13 protein-coding genes are annotated in these 18,049 nt (G+C 69.5%); 6 read left to right on the top strand and 7 right to left on the bottom strand.

Translation table 11 applies throughout. The annotated features are described in order from the left end of the window. The first annotated feature begins 76 nt into the window (after positions 1-76). Together IC535_RS08310 and IC535_RS08315 are read left to right on the top strand one after the other, a co-directional pair. Positions 77-3,622 carry a hybrid sensor histidine kinase/response regulator gene (locus IC535_RS08310; protein WP_228884501.1) on the top strand — a complete coding sequence of 1,182 codons (3,546 nt, stop codon included), beginning with the start codon at positions 77-79 and terminating at the stop codon, positions 3,620-3,622. 293 nt (positions 3,623-3,915) lie between these two features. Continuing rightward, on the top strand, positions 3,916-7,434 hold the full coding sequence (locus IC535_RS08315; protein ID WP_228884502.1) for a hybrid sensor histidine kinase/response regulator: 3,519 nt from the start codon (positions 3,916-3,918) through the stop codon (positions 7,432-7,434). Positions 7,435-7,497: 63 nt separating this feature from the next. Here IC535_RS08315 and mdtD read toward each other — a convergent pair whose 3' ends face one another. From mdtD to IC535_RS08340, 5 genes are all read right to left on the bottom strand, one after another. Continuing rightward, positions 7,498-8,901, bottom strand: a complete 1,404-nt coding sequence (gene mdtD, locus IC535_RS08320; protein ID WP_228884189.1) for a multidrug transporter subunit MdtD — start codon at positions 8,899-8,901, stop codon at positions 7,498-7,500. 162 nt (positions 8,902-9,063) lie between these two features. After that, on the bottom strand, positions 9,064-10,137 hold the full coding sequence (hemE, locus tag IC535_RS08325) for a uroporphyrinogen decarboxylase (RefSeq protein WP_228884190.1): 1,074 nt from the start codon (positions 10,135-10,137) through the stop codon (positions 9,064-9,066). 63 nt (positions 10,138-10,200) lie between these two features. Then, positions 10,201-10,452, bottom strand: a complete 252-nt coding sequence (locus IC535_RS08330) for a WGR domain-containing protein (protein WP_228884191.1) — start codon at positions 10,450-10,452, stop codon at positions 10,201-10,203. A 70-nt stretch (positions 10,453-10,522) separates the two neighbouring features. After that, positions 10,523-11,632, bottom strand: coding sequence for a 3-dehydroquinate synthase (gene aroB / locus IC535_RS08335; protein ID WP_228884192.1), 1,110 nt, complete (start codon positions 11,630-11,632; stop codon positions 10,523-10,525). Beyond that, positions 11,629-12,171: a shikimate kinase gene (locus IC535_RS08340; protein WP_228884193.1), complete on the bottom strand. Its 543-nt coding sequence runs from the start codon at positions 12,169-12,171 to the stop codon at positions 11,629-11,631. The genes aroB and IC535_RS08340 overlap by 4 nt, the downstream gene beginning before the upstream one ends. 95 nt (positions 12,172-12,266) lie before the next feature. On the opposite strand from IC535_RS08340, the gene IC535_RS08345 reads away from it, so the two are divergent. Then, entirely contained in the window at positions 12,267-12,470 is a 204-nt protein-coding gene (locus IC535_RS08345) for a dodecin family protein (protein ID WP_228884194.1), read from the top strand. 20 nt (positions 12,471-12,490) lie between these two features. Here the strand turns inward: IC535_RS08345 and IC535_RS08350 are convergent, their stop codons facing one another. Further along, positions 12,491-13,318: a kinase gene (locus IC535_RS08350; RefSeq protein WP_228884195.1), complete on the bottom strand. Its 828-nt coding sequence runs from the start codon at positions 13,316-13,318 to the stop codon at positions 12,491-12,493. 41 nt (positions 13,319-13,359) lie between these two features. Here IC535_RS08350 and pdxH point away from each other — a divergent pair, with 41 nt between their 5' ends. Further along, positions 13,360-13,959, top strand: a complete 600-nt coding sequence (gene pdxH / locus IC535_RS08355; protein WP_228884196.1) for a pyridoxamine 5'-phosphate oxidase — start codon at positions 13,360-13,362, stop codon at positions 13,957-13,959. A 193-nt stretch (positions 13,960-14,152) separates the two neighbouring features. On the opposite strand, the gene prpR is transcribed toward pdxH, so the two are convergent. Next, positions 14,153-15,763: a propionate catabolism operon regulatory protein PrpR gene (gene prpR / locus IC535_RS08360; protein WP_228884197.1), complete on the bottom strand. Its 1,611-nt coding sequence runs from the start codon at positions 15,761-15,763 to the stop codon at positions 14,153-14,155. A gap of 157 nt (positions 15,764-15,920) precedes the next feature. On the opposite strand from prpR, the gene prpB reads away from it, so the two are divergent. Next, on the top strand, positions 15,921-16,811 hold the full coding sequence (prpB, locus tag IC535_RS08365; RefSeq protein ID WP_228884198.1) for a methylisocitrate lyase: 891 nt from the start codon (positions 15,921-15,923) through the stop codon (positions 16,809-16,811). A gap of 28 nt (positions 16,812-16,839) precedes the next feature. Continuing rightward, complete coding sequence (prpC, locus tag IC535_RS08370) at positions 16,840-17,997, top strand: bifunctional 2-methylcitrate synthase/citrate synthase (protein ID WP_228884199.1); 1,158 nt, start codon at positions 16,840-16,842, stop codon at positions 17,995-17,997. Positions 17,998-18,049: the final 52 nt, after the last annotated feature.

The raw sequence follows: 18,049 nt of genomic DNA on the forward strand, positions 1-18,049 counted from the left end.
GGCAACAGCCTGTTCCAGCCGTGCGGGCCTGCGCTGCTGTGGGACAATTGCCGTCTACAGGGAGATATGGATGGCGATGAGCACGCGTGGCTGGCGCGCAGGCATCGTGCTGCTGGTACTGGCGTTGTGCCTGGTACCGTCAGCGTCGTGGGCCGCAGGGACATCGGCAGAGACGCCACGCATGCGCCGTCTCGGTGCGGCCGAAGGCATGCCGTCGCGGATGGTGCTGGCGCTGGCCCAGGACCGCCAGGGCTATGTCTGGGCCGCCACCGATGACGGCCTGGCCCGGGTCGATGGCGTCGGCCTGCGGGTCTGGCGGCACGACCCGGCCGATCCCGGTTCGCTGCCCGGCAATGAAGTGGAAACCCTGCTGGTCGACCCGCTGGACCGGGTCTGGGTGGGCAGCAACGGCGTCGGCCTGGCCATGCTCGGCCCGGGGCGGGCTCGGTTTGAACGCTTTCCCGAGCTCAACGCACGCTGCGAAGGCCAGTTCTGGGCGCTGGCCTATGCGGCCAAGTCGTTGTGGATCGGCACCAACCGGCATGGCATCTGCCGGCGCGGGGAAGATGGCAGCCTGGTCCGCTACCAGGCCGATCCGGCCGATCCGCGCAGCCTGCCCGACGGCACCATCTACGCCATGCTGTCCGATCCGCAGGGCCGGGTCTGGGTGGGTACCGGCAGTGGCGTGGCACGCTGGGATGGCCGCTATTTCACCCGCATCGCGCCGGCCGTGCTCGGCGGCAAGGCCGTGTTCCGCCTGACCCGCGAACCGGACGGGACGGTCTGGGCCGGTACCGAGGGCGGCCTGTTCCGGATCGGCACCGACGACAGCGCGCATCCCGCGCCGTGGACCTTGAGCGCCGATGTGCGTGCGGCCACGGTGATGCATGACCGCAATGGCGGCTACTGGCTGGGCACCGCCGATGGCCTGTACCGTGGCGATGCGCGCAACGCGATGTTGCTGGCCGGCGACGCCGGCAGCGGTTTCTTGACCGCACGCAGCGGCGTGCTGGACATGCTGCAGGACCACGAAGGCGGGCTGTGGGTGGCGATGCTGACCCAGGGCCTGGCTTATCTGCCGCCGGACTGGAAACGCTTCTCCACCTGGTACCAGCTGGATGGCAAGCCGTTGGACAGCGTCTACCTGCTCGGCGTGGCGGCGGCCGGCAATGATTTCTACATCGCCGGCGCGCACGGCATCTACCAGCTCGACGGCGCCGGCCGGCTGCGCCAGCTCGCCGATGAAAAACAGCTGGGCGTAGGCGCCAGCTGGTCGGTGCTGCCGCGCGCCGACGGCGCGTTGTGGATCGGCCGTGCCGGCCGCCTGGGCCTGTACCAGCCGCGCACCGGCCAGCTGCGCGAATGGAAGATCGGCGGCGGCGCGGACGTGCGCCAGCGCATCGACCTGATCCGGCAGGCGCCCAACGGCGATCTGTGGCTGTCGATCATGAGCTTTGGCATCCAGCGCCGCGCCGCCGACGGCACGGTGCTGGACACCATCCGCAACGATGATGGACGCGGGCTGACCGAGAACCCGGTCGAACAGATGCTGTTCGATCCGCGCGGCCAGTTGTGGGTGATGGGCGACATGGGCCTGCTGCGCTGGAACGCCGGCCGCTTCGAGCAGGTGCCGGGGATTTCGCGCGGCAGCATCTACGACATCACCTGGACCGGGCCGGACGAACTGTGGCTGGCGCGCCACGGTGCGCTGGAACGCTACCGCTGGGACGGCCTGAGCATGACCCTGCGCGAACGCGTGGGCGCCGCCCAGGGCTTGCCGGCGGTGTCGATGGGCGGGCTGGTGGTCGGCCGCCATGGCCAGGTATGGGCGACCACGCCACGCGGCCTGGTGTGCTGGCATGGGCGCGAACGCCGGCTGCGCGTCTACGGCGAACGCGATGGCCTGCCGGACGTGGAATTCAGCGGCCGCCCGCCGGTGCGCGCCGGCAACGGCCAGGTGCTGGCGGTGACCGCCACCGGCCTGGTCGGCTTCGACCCGGACGCGCCGGACCTGCCGCTGCCGCCCTCGCAGCTGGTGATCGACAACGTGCAGGTGCGCCGCGACGATGCGCAGGGCCAGCAGTCGCTGCCGGTCGATGCGCCGATCGTGCTGGGCCCGCAGGACCGCGACCTGATCATCGCCGCGCGCCTGCTGTCCTTCGCCAATCCGCAGGGCAACCGCTATCGCTACCGGGTTTCCGGTTACGACCAGAACTGGGTGATGCAGGGCGCCAACGGCGAACGCCTGCTGTCCAGGTTGCCGCCCGGGCAATACGTCATCGATGTGCAGGCCGCCACCCCGCAGGGTCCGTGGACGCCCTCGCGCACGCTCAGCGTGCAGGTGCAGCCGCCGTGGTGGCGCAGCGGCGGCGCGATCCTGGCCTACCTGCTGTTGTGGGGCCTGCTGGTCGCGGTGCTGGTGGTGGTGGCGCGCGCGCGCCTGCGCCGCCGCCAGCAGTGGCAGCTGACCCTGCACAAGCAGCAGATCGCCGAACAGGCTTCGCAGGCCAAGAGCCGCTTCCTGGCCACGCTGGGCCATGAAGTACGCACGCCGATGACCGGGGTGCTGGGCATGAGCGAGTTGCTGCTGGCCACGCCGCTGGATGAGACCCAGCGCGGTTACGCGGCCTCGATCCAGCATGCCGGCACCCATCTGCTGCGGCTGGTCAACGACGCGCTGGACCTGGCGCGGATCGAAGCGGGGCGGCTGGAGCTGGATATCCGCCCGTTCGACCTGATGTCGATGCTGGCCCAGGTGCAGACGCTGATGGAGCCGATGGCCCACCACCGCGGGCTGGCCTTCGAACGCAGCTTCACCCTGCCTGGGCCGGTGCAGCTCAGCGGCGATGAAATGCGCGTGCGCCAGATCCTGATGAACCTGCTCGGCAACGCGATCAAGTTCACCGAGCGCGGCCATGTCGGGCTGGGCGTTGAACTGCTGGAGGGTGACCTGGGGGTTGTCTTCGAGGTCTCCGACACCGGCCCGGGCATCAATGCCGAACAGCAGCAGCGCCTGTTCCACCGGTTCGAGCAGGCCGATGGCCCGCGCACGGCCTCGCGCTATGGCGGCAGCGGTCTGGGCCTGGCGATCTGCCAGGAGCTGGCGGTGGCGATGGGCGGCAGCATCGGCATCGACAGCCGCCCCGGGCAGGGCGCGCGCTTCAGCGTGCAACTGCCGTTGCCGTGGACGCTGGGCCGCAGCCGCCCGGCCAGCGACAGCCAGGATGCCGCGCAGATCCAGTTGCCGCCGTTGCGTATCCTGCTGGTGGAGGACGATGCGACCGTGGCCGATGTGATCGCCGGCCTGCTGCGCGCGCGCGGCCACCAGGTGGTGCATGTGCCGCACGGCCTGGCCGCGCTGTCGGAGATGGCCGCCGGTGCCTTCGACGTCGGCCTGCTCGACCTGGACCTGCCGGCCCTGGATGGCATTGCCATCGCCGGGCAGCTGCGCACGATGGGCTACGAACTGCCGCTGATCGCGGTCACCGCGCGCTCGGATGCCTATGCCGAACGCCAGGTGCTCGATGGCGGCTTCGATGGCTTCCTGCGCAAACCGGTGACCGGCGACATGCTGGTCGATGCGATCGCACAGGCCCGCGCCGGTCGCCAACCGGAAGGATGAGGGCACTGGATCGACGTGGGGATTGATCGCGTGTGTCGATGGGCGCTTATCGATCAAGAACCTGATTGACCAAGCGGCGATGTCGCCCCGGAATGACCGCGCGGCTGCCGTCCTGCCGTTGCCGTCCGCGCAGATGCGGCCAGGGCGAGGAGGGACGGAGGAGGATCGGCATGCGCAGGGACACTGGCAGACCGTTTACCATGCAGGCCTGGCCCGGGACCGCCAGGCGGCCGGCGTCGTTGCGGCTGCCGTCCCTGGTGTGCATCCTCGGACCGATTCGGGAGATCCCTTTGCTGGTGCCTCTGCGTTGCCTGCTGCTTGTGATGGCCTGGCTGTGGCCGGTTCTGGCGGTAGCCCAGCCGGTGCCACCAACGCCGCGCCAGCTGACCGTGTTCGACGGGCTGCCGTCCAATACGGTCAACCGCATGGCCGAGGACGGCTACGGCTACCTGTGGATCGCCACCAACGACGGCCTGGCCCGCTACGACGGGCGCAACTACCGGATCTGGCGCGCCGAGGACGGCCTGCGCGACAACCATGTCTGGAGCGTGCACGTAGATGCGCGCAACCAGTTGTGGATCGGCACCGAGAATGCCGGGTTGGTGATGATGTCGGCCGACCGCCGCGAGATGCGTTTCTTCGACCGCAGCAGCCATCCCACCATCGGCAGCAACACCATCTGGAGCATCACCTCCACCGCCGACGGCACGCTGTGGTTCGGCACCTATGAAGGCGGCCTGCACCGGCTGGACCGCGACGGCAAGGTGACCCGTTTCATGCCCGAGCACGGCAACCCCCGCAGCCTGCCGGCCGCATCGGTCACCCACCTGGCCACCACCCGCGATGGCAGCCTGTGGGTGGGCACCAAGGCCGGGCTGGCGCGCTGGACCGGAAGCGATTTCGAGCGCGTGCCCAATGCCTATCTGCCCGAGGCGCTGATCAACGGCCTGACCGCCGAACTCGATGGCAGCCTGTGGATCAGCACCAACGCCGGGGTGGTGGTGCGCCGCCCGGACGGCCGTTACGAACCGGCGCCGTGGAAGGTATCGGCCGGCGACCAGATCCTGGGCATGATGCTGCGCGACGAGCAGGGCGGCTACTGGCTGGATACCCGTTCGGGCCTGGGCCGCGCCTACGACAACCAGTTCCAGCAGGTGCCGCTGTACAGCGCGGTGGCCCGCGGCCAGGTGCGGCCGAACTGGACCGGTGCCTATGAAGACCGCGAAGGCGGCATCTGGCTGGCCAGCACCAATGGCGGGCTGTGGCACCTGTTGCCGCGCTGGTGGCAGTTCTCGGTGCTGTCGCGGCTGGAGGATGACCCGTCCTCGCTGCGCAATGCCTATGTGCTGGGCATGGCTGCCGCCGCCGATGGCGGGGTGTGGGCGGTGGGGACGCACGGGGCGCTGGACAAGTTCGACCCGGTCAGTGGCGCCATCACCCAGCACCGCACCTGGGTGGATGGCAACCAATGGCTGCAATCGGTGCTGGAAGACCCGCACGGCCGGGTCTGGATAGGTTCGGCCGATGCGCTGCTGCGCTACGACCCCAACGACGCCACGCTGCGCCGCTGGGGCCGCGATGCGGCGGTGGACGCGGCGATGGACGGGCAGATCGAATCGCTGGCGCTGTGCGATGGCGGGCGCGTGTGGAGCGCCGCCTCGACCGGGTTGCAGCAGCGCGACCTGGAAGGCCGCGTGCTGCACCGGGTGGCGGTCGGCCACGCCGGCTTGGCCGCCGGCCAGCTGGCGCTGGACATCCAGTGCGGGGTACAGGACCACCTGTGGGCGGCCACCGCGCAGGGCCTGCTGCAGTGGGTGCCGGCGCGTTCGCGCTTCGAGCCGGTGCCCGGTGCGCCGACCACCACCGTGCATGCGCTGGCTGTGGCCGACGACGGCACCGTGTGGCTGTCCGAGGAAGGCCGGCTGAGCCGGTACCACTGGAAGGGCGGGCGGTTGACCCTGCAGGCGGTGATCGGCGCCGGTTCGGGCTATCCGGATGTGTCGGCGACCGGGCTGGTGGTCGATGCGCAGGGGGTGGTGTGGGCGGCCACCGCGCGCGGCCTGATCCGGGCCGATCCACAACTGGGCAATGTGCGCCTGTATGGAGTGCACGACGGCCTGCCCAGCCAGGAGTTCCGCCGCCGCACGCTGACCCGCACCGTCAGTGGTCGTATCGTCGGCGGTACGCCGGCCGGGGTGGTGGTGCTCGACCCGCGCCTGGTCAAGCCGTCCAACCGGCGCGCGCCGCTGGTGATCGAGCGGGTGGAGGTACGCCGGGGCGACCGGGTGGCCGACCTGACCCACCTGGCGCCGCTGGAAATCGCCGATGCCGACCGCGACCTGCGCATCGTGGCGCGGCTGCTGTCGTTCGCCGATTCGTCCTCCAACAGCTACCGCTACCGGTTGGCCGGCTACGACCCGGATTGGGTCGAGGTGGGCCCGGCCGGCGAGCGCGTGTTCTCGCGCCTGCCGCCGGGCCGCTACCGGCTGGAAGTACAGGCGCGTTCGGCCGACCAGGTGTGGTCGCGGGTGCAGGCACTGGAGTTCCGGGTGCAGCCGCCGTGGTGGCGCAGCCTGTCCGGGCTGCTGGTGCTGACCTCGATGGCGTTGTTGCTGATGAGCCTGTTCGCCTGGTTGTACCGGCGCCGGCTGCAGCGCCGGCACGCCTACCAGCTGGCGCTGCAGAAGCAGGAACTGGCCGAGCAGGCGTCGGCGGCCAAGACCCGTTTCCTGGCCAACCTGGGCCATGAAGTGCGCACACCGATGACCGGGGTGCTGGGCATGAGCGAGTTGTTGCTGGGCTCGCCGCTGGATGCGCGCCAGCGCGGTTGGACCGAATCGATCCGGCACGCCGGCGAGCATCTGCTGCACCTGGTCAACGACGCGCTGGACCTGGCCCGGATCGAATCGGGGAAGCTGCAGCTGCAGGCGCAGCCGTTCCATCTGCAGAGCCTGCTCGACGATGTGTGCACGCTGATGGCGGCACTGGCCGAGCAGAAGCAGCTGCGCTTCGTGGTGGAAAATTCGCTGCCGCCGGGCACCTGCAGCGTTGGCGATGCGGTGCGGGTGCGGCAGATCCTGCTCAACCTGCTCGGCAATGCGGTCAAGTTCACCACCCACGGCGAGGTGCGTTTGAAGGTGGCCGCGCTGTCGGCCGAGGGCGGCCTGTATTTCGAGGTGTCCGATACCGGGCCGGGCATCGGCAGCGACCAGCAGCAGCGTCTGTTCCGCCGCTTCGAACAGGCCGATGGGGCGCGCACGGCGGCCCAGTACGGCGGCAGCGGGCTGGGGCTGGCGATCTGCCGTGAACTGGCGCTGGCGATGCAGGGCCAGATCGGGGTGGAGAGCCAACTGGGCGTGGGCACGCGCTTCAGCGTGTCCCTGCCGCTGCCGTTGCAGGCGGCGGCGACGGCCGAGGGTAAGGTGGTGGCGGTGGATGGCGTGGCGCTGCCACCGCTGCGCATTCTGCTGGTCGAGGATGATCTGACCGTGGCCAGCGTGATCACCGGCCTGCTCGGCGCGCGCGGGCACCAGATGGTGCATGCCGAGCATGCGTTGGCGGCGCTGCGCGAGGTGAGCGCGGCGCCGTTCGATGTGGTGCTGCTGGACCTGGACCTGCCGGGGTTGGGCGGGCTTGAGCTGGCCGGGCACCTGCGCAACCAGGGCTACGATATGCCGCTGGTGGCGGTCACCGCGCGGACCGACCCGGGCATCGAGGAGCAGGTGAGCCAGGCCGGTTTCAATGGCTTCCTGCGCAAGCCGGTGACCGGCGACCTGCTGGTGGCGGCGATCGCGCGCGCGCTGCGCGGGTAGCAACGCACCGTTGGTGCGTTGGCCGCTGGTGCGTTGAGCGCTCATCGGGCCAACGGTCCGATGCTACTCGGCGACCTCTTCGACCTCGCGCGGGGAGGGGCGGGTGTCGGGCAGCTGCCAGAAAATCACGGTGGAGGTCAGGGTGATCGCACCGACGCAGACGAAGGTGGCATGCAGCGCGGCGGTGGCGCCATGCAGGGCGTCGAGCTGGCCGAAGGCGGCCAGCAGGCTGCCGGCCGCGGCGGCGCCGAAGCCGGTGGCCAGCATCATCACCATCGACAGCAGGCTGTTGCCGGAACTGGCGAAATCGCGGTCCAGGTCGCGCAGGGTAACGGTGTTCATGACGGTGAACTGCAGCGAATTGACCGCGCCGAACAGCGCCAGTTGGACCACCCGTACCCACATGGGCTGGCCGGGGCTCATGAAGATGAAACTGGCCATGGCCAGGCCGACCAGCACGGTGTTGACCATCAGCACGCGCCGGTAACCGAAGTGTTCGACCAGCTTGACCGCATAGCGCTTGGAGAGCATGCCGGCGGCGGCGACGGGGATCATCAACAGGCCGGCCTTCATCGGGCTCATGCCCATGCCGATCTGCAGCAGCAGCGGGATGAGCAGGGGCATGGCACTGCTGCCGATGCGCGAGAACAGGTTGCCGAGGATGCCGATGCGGTAGCTGGGCACGTGGAACAGCGCCAGCGAGAACAGCGGGGCGGTGGAGTTGGCCGCATGCAGCCAGTAGCCGACCAGGGCGGCCAGGCCGGCAACGGTCATCAGCATCACCAGTGCGTGCGGGGTGGCCATGCCGGAGATGCCGTCCAGCGCCAGGGAGAGCACCACCATGCCGAAGGCGAGCATGAGATAGCCGGCGATGTCGAAGCGGGTGCGGTGTTCGGCGTAGTGGTCGGGCATGATTTTCATGGCCGCCAGGTAACCCAGGATGCCGATCGGCAGGTTGATCAGGAACACCCAGTGCCAGGAGGCCACTTCGACCAGCCAGCCGCCGAGGGTAGGACCGATCAGCGGGCCGATCAGCGCCGGGATGGCGATGAAGCTCATGGCGCGCAGGAATTCTTCGCGGGAAACCGAGCGCATCACCGCCAGGCGGCCGACCGGCAGCAGCATGGCGCCACCGATGCCCTGCAGCACGCGCGCGCCGACCAGCTGGTGCAGGGTCTGGGCCAGCGCGCAGGCGAGCGAGCCGAGGGTGAACAGGACGATGGCGACCAGGAAGGTGCGCCGGGTGCCGTAGCGGTCGGCGATCCAGCCGGAGGCGGGGATGAAGGTGGCCACCGCCAGGGCGTAACTGAACACCACCGACTGCATCTGCAGCGGGCTTTCACCGAGGCTGCGGGCCATGGCCGGCAGGGCGGTGTTGACGATGGTCGAATCCAGCATCTGCATGAAGATCGCCAGCGACACCAGCCACAACAGGGGCCGGATCGAGGCGTAGCTGCTGGCGGTCATCGTGGGTACCTGCGTCAACGAGGCGCCCATGATCGCCGATGTGGGATCAAGAAATGGTAGAGCCGAGCCATGCTCGGCTGGCCGCGCGCGGCGCGGCAACGATCGGAACACGCAACCACGTAGCGCCGGGCTCTGCCCGGCTGTCCTGCGCCCGGCAGCGAATCAGCGCCGGCTCAACCGGTGCACGGCGTCCACCAGCACACCGACATGCTCGGGATTCATGTCCGGCGACATGCCATGCCCCAGGTTGAACACATGGCCCTCGCGCGAGCCGCCATTGCCTTGGGCGTAGTTGTCCAGCACCCGGCCGGCGGCGCGTTCGATCGCCTCGGGGTTGCCGTACAGGGTGGTCGGGTCGAGGTTGCCCTGCAGGGCGACGCGGCCGCCGGTGCGGGCCAGCGCGTCGGCCAGGTCCAGGGTCCAGTCCACGCCGAGCGCGTCGGCGCCGGTGTCGGCCAGTGCGCCCAGGTGCAGGCCGGTGCCCTTGCCGAACAGGATCAGCGGGGTGCGCTGGTCGCCCTGGCCGCGTTCGAGTTCCTGCGCGATGCGGGCCAGGTAGCGCAGCGAGAATTCGCGGTACATCGACGGGCTGAGCACGCCGCCCCAGGTGTCGAACACCTGCAGTACCTGCGCGCCGGCGGCGCGCTGCGCGGCCAGGTAGGCGATGACCGCATCGGTGACCACCGACAGCAGCTGGTGCAGCGCGGCCGGTTCGTTCAGGGCCATCGCCTTGATCCGGGCGAAGTCCTTGCTGCCGCCGCCTTCGACCATGTAGCAGGCCAAGGTCCACGGGCTGCCGGAGAAGCCGATCAGCGGCACCTTGCCGTCCAGTTCCCGGCGGATCACCCGCACCGCATCCATCACGTAGCGCAGTTCGGTTTCCATGTCCGGCACGGCCAGCCTGGCGATCGCGGCGGCATCGCGCACCGGGTGGCGGAACTTGGGGCCTTCGCCATCGACGAAGTACAGCTCCAGGCCCATCGCGTCGGGGATGGTGAGGATGTCCGAGAACAGGATCGCCGCATCCAGGTCGAAGCGGCGCAGCGGCTGCAGGGTGACTTCGCAGGCGATGTCCGGGGTCTTGGCCATGGCCAGGAAGCTGCCGGCCTTGGCCCGGGTGGCGCGGTATTCGGGCAGGTAGCGACCGGCCTGGCGCATCAGCCAGACGGGGGTGCAGTCCACCGGTTCGCGGCGCAGGGCGCGCAGCAGGCGGTCATGGCGGGAGGGGCTGGTCACGGGACGCTTCCTTGGAATCTGGTGGCGCAGGGCCGAAGGGGAATCGGGCGGCGCGCGGGCCGCTCAGGGCGGCGTGTCGCCGCTGGCATAGGTGATGGCGTAGCCGCGATGGAGGTGCGCATCGCGGGCTTTGTCGAACTCGGCCTGGGCCTGGTCCTGCTGCAGGTAAAGTTCGCGCCGCAGCTTGCCGCGCCCGCCGAGCGGGCCGGACTCGTGCAACAGCTCCCAGCCGCCGAACAGGTCCGGTTGCAGGGTGAGCTGGAGGTAACGGGCCGGATCGGCACCGCGGGCAGGTTGCTGCAGGAAGACGCGCATGCCCCGATTGTAGCCGCGAACGCCAGAGCTGACCGCTGGCGTCGGGCGGGTGCGGCGCAACGTCGCAGGCTCAGCCGGCGGCAAGCACCTGCAGTACCTCGGCTTCGTCGACATCGGCCACCACTTCGGCATGGCCGATGCCACGCCATAGCACCAGGCGCAGGCGGCCGGCGAGGTTCTTCTTGTCCAGCCGCATGCGCCCCAGCAGGGCCTGGGCCGCCAGCCCGGCCGGAATGGCCACCGGCAGCTGGTAGCGCAGCAGCAGCGCGCGCAGCTGCTCGGTGTCTGCGTCGCTGCTCATGCCCAGCCGGGCCGACAGGCGCGCGGCCAGCACCATGCCCACCGCCACCGCTTCGCCGTGGTTGAGGTTGTCGTTGCCGGGCGCGCCGTAGCCCTGTTCGGTCTCGATCGCGTGGCCGAAGGTGTGGCCCAGGTTGAGCAGGGCGCGCTCGCCCTTTTCCAGTGGATCGCGCGCGACGATGTCGGCCTTGTACTCGCAGCTGCGCGCGATCGCCTGGGCCAGCGCGGTGTCGTCGCCGGCCAGCAGCGCGGCGTGTTCGGCCTGCAGCCACTGGAAGAACAGCGGGTCGCCGATGGCGCCGTACTTGATGACTTCGGCCAGCCCGGCGCGCAGTTCGCGCGGCGGCAGGGTGCGCAGCGCGGCGGTGTCGGCGATCACCGCGCGCGGCGGATGGAAGGCGCCGACCAGGTTCTTGCCTTCGGGGATGTCCACTGCGGTCTTGCCGCCCACCGAGGAATCGACCATCGCCAGCAGCGAAGTCGGCAGCTGCACCACGTCCACCCCGCGCATCCAGCATGCTGCGGCAAACCCGGCCAGGTCGCCGGCCACGCCGCCGCCCAGGGCCAGCACGCAGGCATCGCGGGTGGCGCCGAGCGCGGCCAGGGCGCTGATCGCCGCGCCGAAGTTGGCCAGGGTCTTGGAGGCTTCGCCGGCCGGCAGCACCAGTTCCCCGATCAGCAGGTCCGGGCGTGCGGCCAGCAGTGCGGCCTTGACCCCGGCCAGGTACAGCGGGGCCACCTGCGAGTCACTGAGCAGCAGCACGTGGCGGCCGCGGACATGCCTGGCCAGCAGCGCGCCATCGGCCAGCAGGCCGGTGCCGATATGGATGGTGTAGGGGGTGTCGCCGCCGACGGCGACGGTACGGGGGGCGGGGGTCATGCGGTGGGGTCCTGTCGCTGCCATTGCGCGGCCAGGCGCAGCACCAGCTGCGCGGTGGCCTCGGCGGGCGTGTAGAGGTCGGTGTCCAGGGTGAGGTCGGCCAGCCCGCGGTACAGCGGGTCGCGCAACGCGGCCATCGCGTGCAGCACGTCCTCGCGGTCCGGGCGCTGCAACAGCGGGCGGGTGCGGTCGCGGGCCAGCCGGTCCAGTTGGGCGGCCACGCTGACCCGCAGGTAGACCACAAAGCCGCGTTCGGCGATGGCCGCGCGGTTGTCGGGGTCCAGCACCGCGCCCCCCCCTGTGGACACCAGTTGGTTGCGGCCGGCCAGCAGCGCCTGCAGCACCTGGCGTTCGTGCTGGCGGAAGCCGGCTTCGCCGGCGTGCTCGAAGATCGCCGGGATGCTGGCCCCGGTGGCGTCGACGATGGCCTGGTCGGCATCGACGAAGTCCAGCGTGAAGCGCTCGGCCAGGCGGCGCCCGATGCAGGTTTTGCCGGCGCCCATCGGGCCGATCAGGACGAGGTTCGGAGCGGGATTCATTACCGGCGATGCTAACACCTCCGTGTCGTCGCCTTTACGTACCGGCGCCCATCATGGGGCGGCGCGGAATGTTCCGCGCACAGCCGGAGCGACCCATGTCAGTGGCCAAAATCATCGAGATCAACGCCTCTTCCACCACCAGCGTGGAGGATGCGGTGCGCAGCGGGCTGAAGAAAGTGTCCGAAACGGTCAAGGGCATCCAGGGCGCCTGGATCAATGAAACCAAGGTCACCACCGATGGCGACGGCAACGTCAAGGAGTGGCGGGTCAACCTGCGGGTGACCTTCCTGGTCAGCTGAGGCCGGCGCGTCGCCCGGCGTCAGTGCCGGGCGATGATCTGCCGCTGCGCATCCAGCGCGATCACCCGGTCGGCCCGCGCCGGCAGGGTGCGCAGGGCCTGGCGGCTGACCCGTTCGTAGTACTGCACGAAACGCTCCAGCTGGGCCCGGCTCATGCCGCTGCGCCCGGGCTGGGCGGCCTGCAGGTGCTGCTCCTGTTGCCAGCGCCAGCGCGGGACCACCGAAAAATCCGGCGGCTGCAGGAACCACAGGCGGTGGCAGCGTTGCCACAGCGCCGGGTAGTGTTCGGCCAGGGCCTGGTTGCAGTACCGCCGCCAGCGCCCATCGGCGTCGGCCTCGCGTTCCAGCGCATTGAGCGGGGGCTCCAGCTCGGCCTCGGCCTGGGCCGGGGTGCCCAGGAACCAGCCTTCGAACACCAGCAGGCCGAGCGGGCCGTCGATGCGCGGCCAGTCGCCCTGGGGCAGGCGCTCGTCGGCGAGTTTGTCGAAGCGGGGCAGGGTGGCCGGGCCGCCGGCCGCGACCGCGTCCAGGGTGGCGTGGGCCAGCGCCAGGTCGTGGGTACCCGGCGGCCCGCGGGTCAGCAGCAGCGGATGCACCTGCCGGGCCAGGCGTTGGCGCTGGGCGCGGGTGAGATAGACATCATCGATGGAGAGCATGGCCGCGCGCAGGCCGCGCTTTTCCGCCAGTGCGACCACCTGGGCGGCCAGCGTCGATTTGCCACTGCCCTGCAGGCCGCTGATCGCCAATACTGGGGTGGTGGCGGTGCAGCCCAGTGCGTCGTCCAGCGCTTGGGCGACCAGCGCGTCCGGAAAACCTTTGCTCGGGGGCATGTACGCAGGTGCGGGCATGCAGCGACAATAGACCCAAACCGTGTGGCAAGAAACCAACCATGACCGATCTGTATGCCGAAGCGTTGTCCATCTTTGCCGGGCTGTTCGAAGAGGCCAAGGCCAGCAACGAAGTCGAACCCAATGCGATGACGGTGGCCACCGCCGGCCAGAACCGCCAGCCGTCCGCGCGGACAGTGCTGTTGAAGGCATTCGATGCGCGTGGCTTTGTGTTCTACACCCACCTGGACAGCCACAAGGGCCGCGAACTGCAGGCCAATCCGCATGCCGCGCTGCTGTTCCTGTGGCGCAGCCTGCGCGAAGCGGGCATCCAGGTGCGCATCGAAGGCCGCGTGGAGCCGGTCAGCGATGCCGAGGCCGACGCCTACTTCGCCTCGCGCCCGCGCATGAGCCAGATCGGCGCGTGGGCATCGCTGCAGTCGCAGACGCTGGCATCGCGCGAGCAGTTCGATGCGCGCGTGGCCGAGGTGGAGCAGCGTTTCCAGGGCCAGGACGTGCCGCGTCCGGAAGGCTGGAGCGGGCTGCGGGTGGTGCCGGCGCGCATCGAGTTCTGGTATGGCGCGCAGTTCCGCCTGCACGAACGCTGGTGTTATGAGGCTGGTGCGGACGGACAGTGGAGCAAGCGGTTGTTGTTCCCGTAACGGTGGCCGGCCGCGCTGCGCGCGGCATCCACGCATGGCGTGGATCTACATCATTCCAAGGCATCCACATCCCAAGGCATCCATGCATGGCGTGGATCTACGCCATCCCGGCCTCGAATCCAAGGCGTTCTACCCACCGGACGTAGATCCACGCCGTGCGTGGATGCTTTCCGCGCCGGCGTGGGGGTCTTCGCTACGCGGCGGCGGCCTCGCGCAACCAACGCCACAGCGTGGTGCGCGATATGCCCAGCTGCGCGGCGGCCTGTTCGCGGTTGCCGCCGCAGTCGGCCAGCAACTGCTGCAGGTCGGCCGCCGCCGGGCGTGCGCTAACGGCCGCCGGCAACGCGGTGCCTGCCGCGCCGGGTGGACGGGGCTGGCCGTGCAGTTCGGGCAACCAGGCCAGCATCTGCGCCAGCGACAGCGCGCCCTGCCCGGCAGGCCAATGGATGCGCAGCCGGTCGACCAGGTTGCGCAGCTCGCGCACATTGCCCGGCCAGGCGTAATCGCACAGTCGCTGCAGCGCTTCGGCGCTGAGTGGGGAGTCCATCGTGCCAAGCAGCCGGAAGAAATGCGCGACCAGCAGCGGGATGTCCTGGCGGTGTTCGTGCAGGGTCGGCAGGTCGATCCGCAGCGCGGCCAGCCGGTAATACAGGTCGCGCCGGAAGCGTTGCGCGTCCACCAGGGTTTCCAGCGTCTGCAGGGTGGCGGCCACCACCCGCACATCCACCGGGGTCGGTTCGGTGGCGCCGACCCGCAGCACTTCGCGCTCTTCCAGCACGCGCAGCAGCCGGGTCTGCAGCGGCAGCGGCAGTTCGCCGATTTCATCCAGGAACAGGGTGCCGCCCTCGGCGGCCTCGACCAGGCCGACCCGGCCACCACGGCGGGCGCCGGTGAAGGCGCCTTCGTTGTAGCCGAACAGTTCGGCTTCCAGCAGCGACTCGCTGATCGCCCCGCAGTTCAGTGCGATGAAACGACCACGGCGGCCGCTGGCGGCATGCAGTTGCCGCGCCACCAGTTCCTTGCCGGTGCCGGTGGCGCCGGTGACCAGCACGGTGCTCTGGTGCGGGGCATACAGCGCGATCTGCGCGCGCAGCTGCTGCATCGCCGCGCTGTCGCCGAGCAGGGCGTGGTCGGCCTCGCGGCGCCTGGCCGGCGCGTGCCGACGGGGCGATGGCGCGCCGGAGCGGGCCAGGGTCTGGGTCAGCTCCAGCGCGTGTTCGAACGCCTGCCGCACTGAATCGGCCGAGTACAGCAGCACCCCGGGCAGGCCGACCTGTTCGGCATGGTCGATCGCCATGCCGGTGCCGACGATCACCTCGATGCCGTTGGCGCGCAGGTCGGCGATGCAGTCGCGCGCATCCTCGCGGGTGACGAAGCGGCGGTGCTCGATGTCCAGCCCGAAGCTGTGCTGGAAGCTGCCGAAGGTGGGCACGTCGGTGGCGTGGGTGACCAGCCCGATCCGCGGTGCGATCCGGCGCGCGCGCGCCAGCGCTTCCATCAGGTCGAAGCCGTTGGCCTGGATCGGCACCAGCGGTACTTCCAGCCGGCTGCGCAGGTAGGCGGCGTTGGAGCCGCCGGCGATCACCACATCGCAGTGCTCGCGGCGCAGGCGCTGGCCGATCACGTCCACCGCTTCCTCGAAGCCCAGGTTGATCGGCACGATCCGGGCGCGGCGGTCGAACTCGGGGATCACATCGCCGAGCAGGCCGGTCAGGCGCGACACGCTCACCGTCCAGATCACCGGCAGGCTGCCGGGGTCCGGGTCGGGCAGGCGGGGGCGATGGCGGGGCAGGCTGATCGACATGGCGATGTTTCAATGTTTCAGTTCCATCCATGTTACAGATGTTTCAATGTTTCAGGGTGAAACGCCGTTGCCACCGGGCTGTCTCAATGGAATCAGACACTTGCCAGTTGGCACGGCCCTTGCGCCCGTCACCCGGTCAACCACGATGGAATGCCGCATGAGCACCCAAGTTTCTTCCGCCGGCGCCCGCTTCCGCGCCGCGCTCGCCGCCGAATCGCCGTTGCAGGTGATCGGCGCGATCAATGCCAACCACGCCCTGCTGGCCCAGCGCGCCGGCTACCGCGCCATCTACCTGTCCGGCGGCGGCGTGGCGGCCGGCTCGCTGGGCCTGCCCGACCTGGGCATCAACACCCTGGAAGACGTGCTGATCGACGTGCGCCGGATCACCGATGTATGCGACCTGCCGCTGATGGTGGACATCGACACCGGTTTCGGTCCGAGCGCGTTCAACATCGCGCGTACGGTGAAGTCGCTGATCAAGGCCGGCGCGGCCGCCTGCCATATCGAAGACCAGGTCGGCGCCAAGCGCTGCGGTCACCGCCCGGGCAAGGAGATCGTGTCGCAGGGTGAGATGGTGGACCGGGTCAAGGCCGCCGCCGATGCGAAGACCGATCCGGACTTCTTCCTGATCGCGCGCACCGATGCCATCCAGGTCGATGGCGTGGACGCGGCGATCGAACGCGCCATCGCCTGCGTCGAGGCTGGTGCCGATGGCATCTTCGCCGAGGCCGCCTACGATCTGGAGACCTACCGCCGCTTCGTCGATGCGGTGAAGGTGCCGGTGCTGGCCAACATCACCGAGTTCGGCAAGACCCCGTTGTTCACCCGCGACGAACTGGCCTCGGCCGGGGTCGCCATCCAGCTGTTCCCGCTGTCGGCGTTCCGCGCGGCCAACAAGGCCGCCGAGAACGTGTATGAGACCATTCGCCGCGACGGCCACCAGCGGAATGTGGTCGAGGCGATGCAGACGCGCGAGGAACTCTACGACCGTATCGGCTACCACGCCTTCGAGCAGCAGCTCGACGCGCTGTTCGCCGCCAAGAAGTAACGCCGCACCATTGTTTTCCGGAGGGATCATGAGCGAAACCACTACTGCACCCGGCTTCAAGCCGAAGAAATCCGTCGCCCTGTCGGGCACCGCCGCCGGCAACACCGCGCTGTGCACCGTCGGCCGCAGCGGCAACGACCTGCACTACCGCGGCTATGACATCCTGGACCTGGCCAACACCAGCGAGTTCGAGGAAATCGCCCACCTGCTGGTGCACGGCAAGCTGCCCACCCGCGCCGAGCTGGTGGCCTACAAGACCAAGCTGAAGTCGCTGCGCGGCATCCCGGCGGCGGTCAAGGCCGCGCTGGAAGAGCTGCCGCCGTCGGCGCACCCGATGGATGTGATGCGCACCGGCGTGTCGGTGCTGGGCTGCGTGTCGCCGGAGAAGGACGACCACAACCATCCCGGCGCGCGCGATATCGCCGACAAGCTGATGGCCTGCCTGGGCTCGATGCTGCTGTACTGGTACCACTGGAGCCACAACGGCCGCGCGATCGACGTGGAAACCGACGATGACTCCATCGGTGGCCACTTCCTGCACCTGCTGCACGGCGAGAAGCCGCAGGACTCGTGGGTGAAGGCGATGCACACCTCGCTGATCCTGTACGCCGAACACGAGTTCAACGCCTCGACCTTCGCCTGCCGGGTCATCGCCGGCACCGGCAGCGACATGTACAGCTGCATCACCGGCGGCATCGGCGCGCTGCGCGGCCCCAAGCACGGTGGCGCCAATGAAGTGGCCTTCGAAGTGCAGAAGCGTTACGACAGCCCCGACGATGCCGAGGCCGACATCAAGGCGCGGGTGGAACGCAAGGAAGTGGTGATCGGCTTCGGCCACCCGGTATATACGGTCAGCGATCCGCGCAACAACGTGATCAAGGAAGTGGCGCGCGAGCTGTCGGCCGAGCAGCAGAACGTCAAGATGTTCGACATCGCCGAGCGCCTGGAAACGGTGATGTGGGACGTCAAGAAGATGTTCCCGAACCTGGACTGGTTCAGCGCGGTGAGCTACCACATGATGGGCGTGCCGACGGCGATGTTCACCCCGCTGTTCGTGATCGCACGCACCTCCGGCTGGAGCGCGCACATCATCGAACAGCGCATCGACGGCAAGATCATCCGCCCCAGCGCCAACTACACCGGGCCGGAAGACCAGGCCTTCGTGCCGATCGACCAGCGCACCTGATATGGACGTACCGCACCCGGCAACGGGTGCGTTGCGGAGCGGGCTGGCCAGG

It is taken from the genome of Stenotrophomonas rhizophila (assembly GCF_020857975.1).
Taxonomy (GTDB): Bacteria; Pseudomonadota; Gammaproteobacteria; order Xanthomonadales; family Xanthomonadaceae; genus Stenotrophomonas; species Stenotrophomonas rhizophila_C.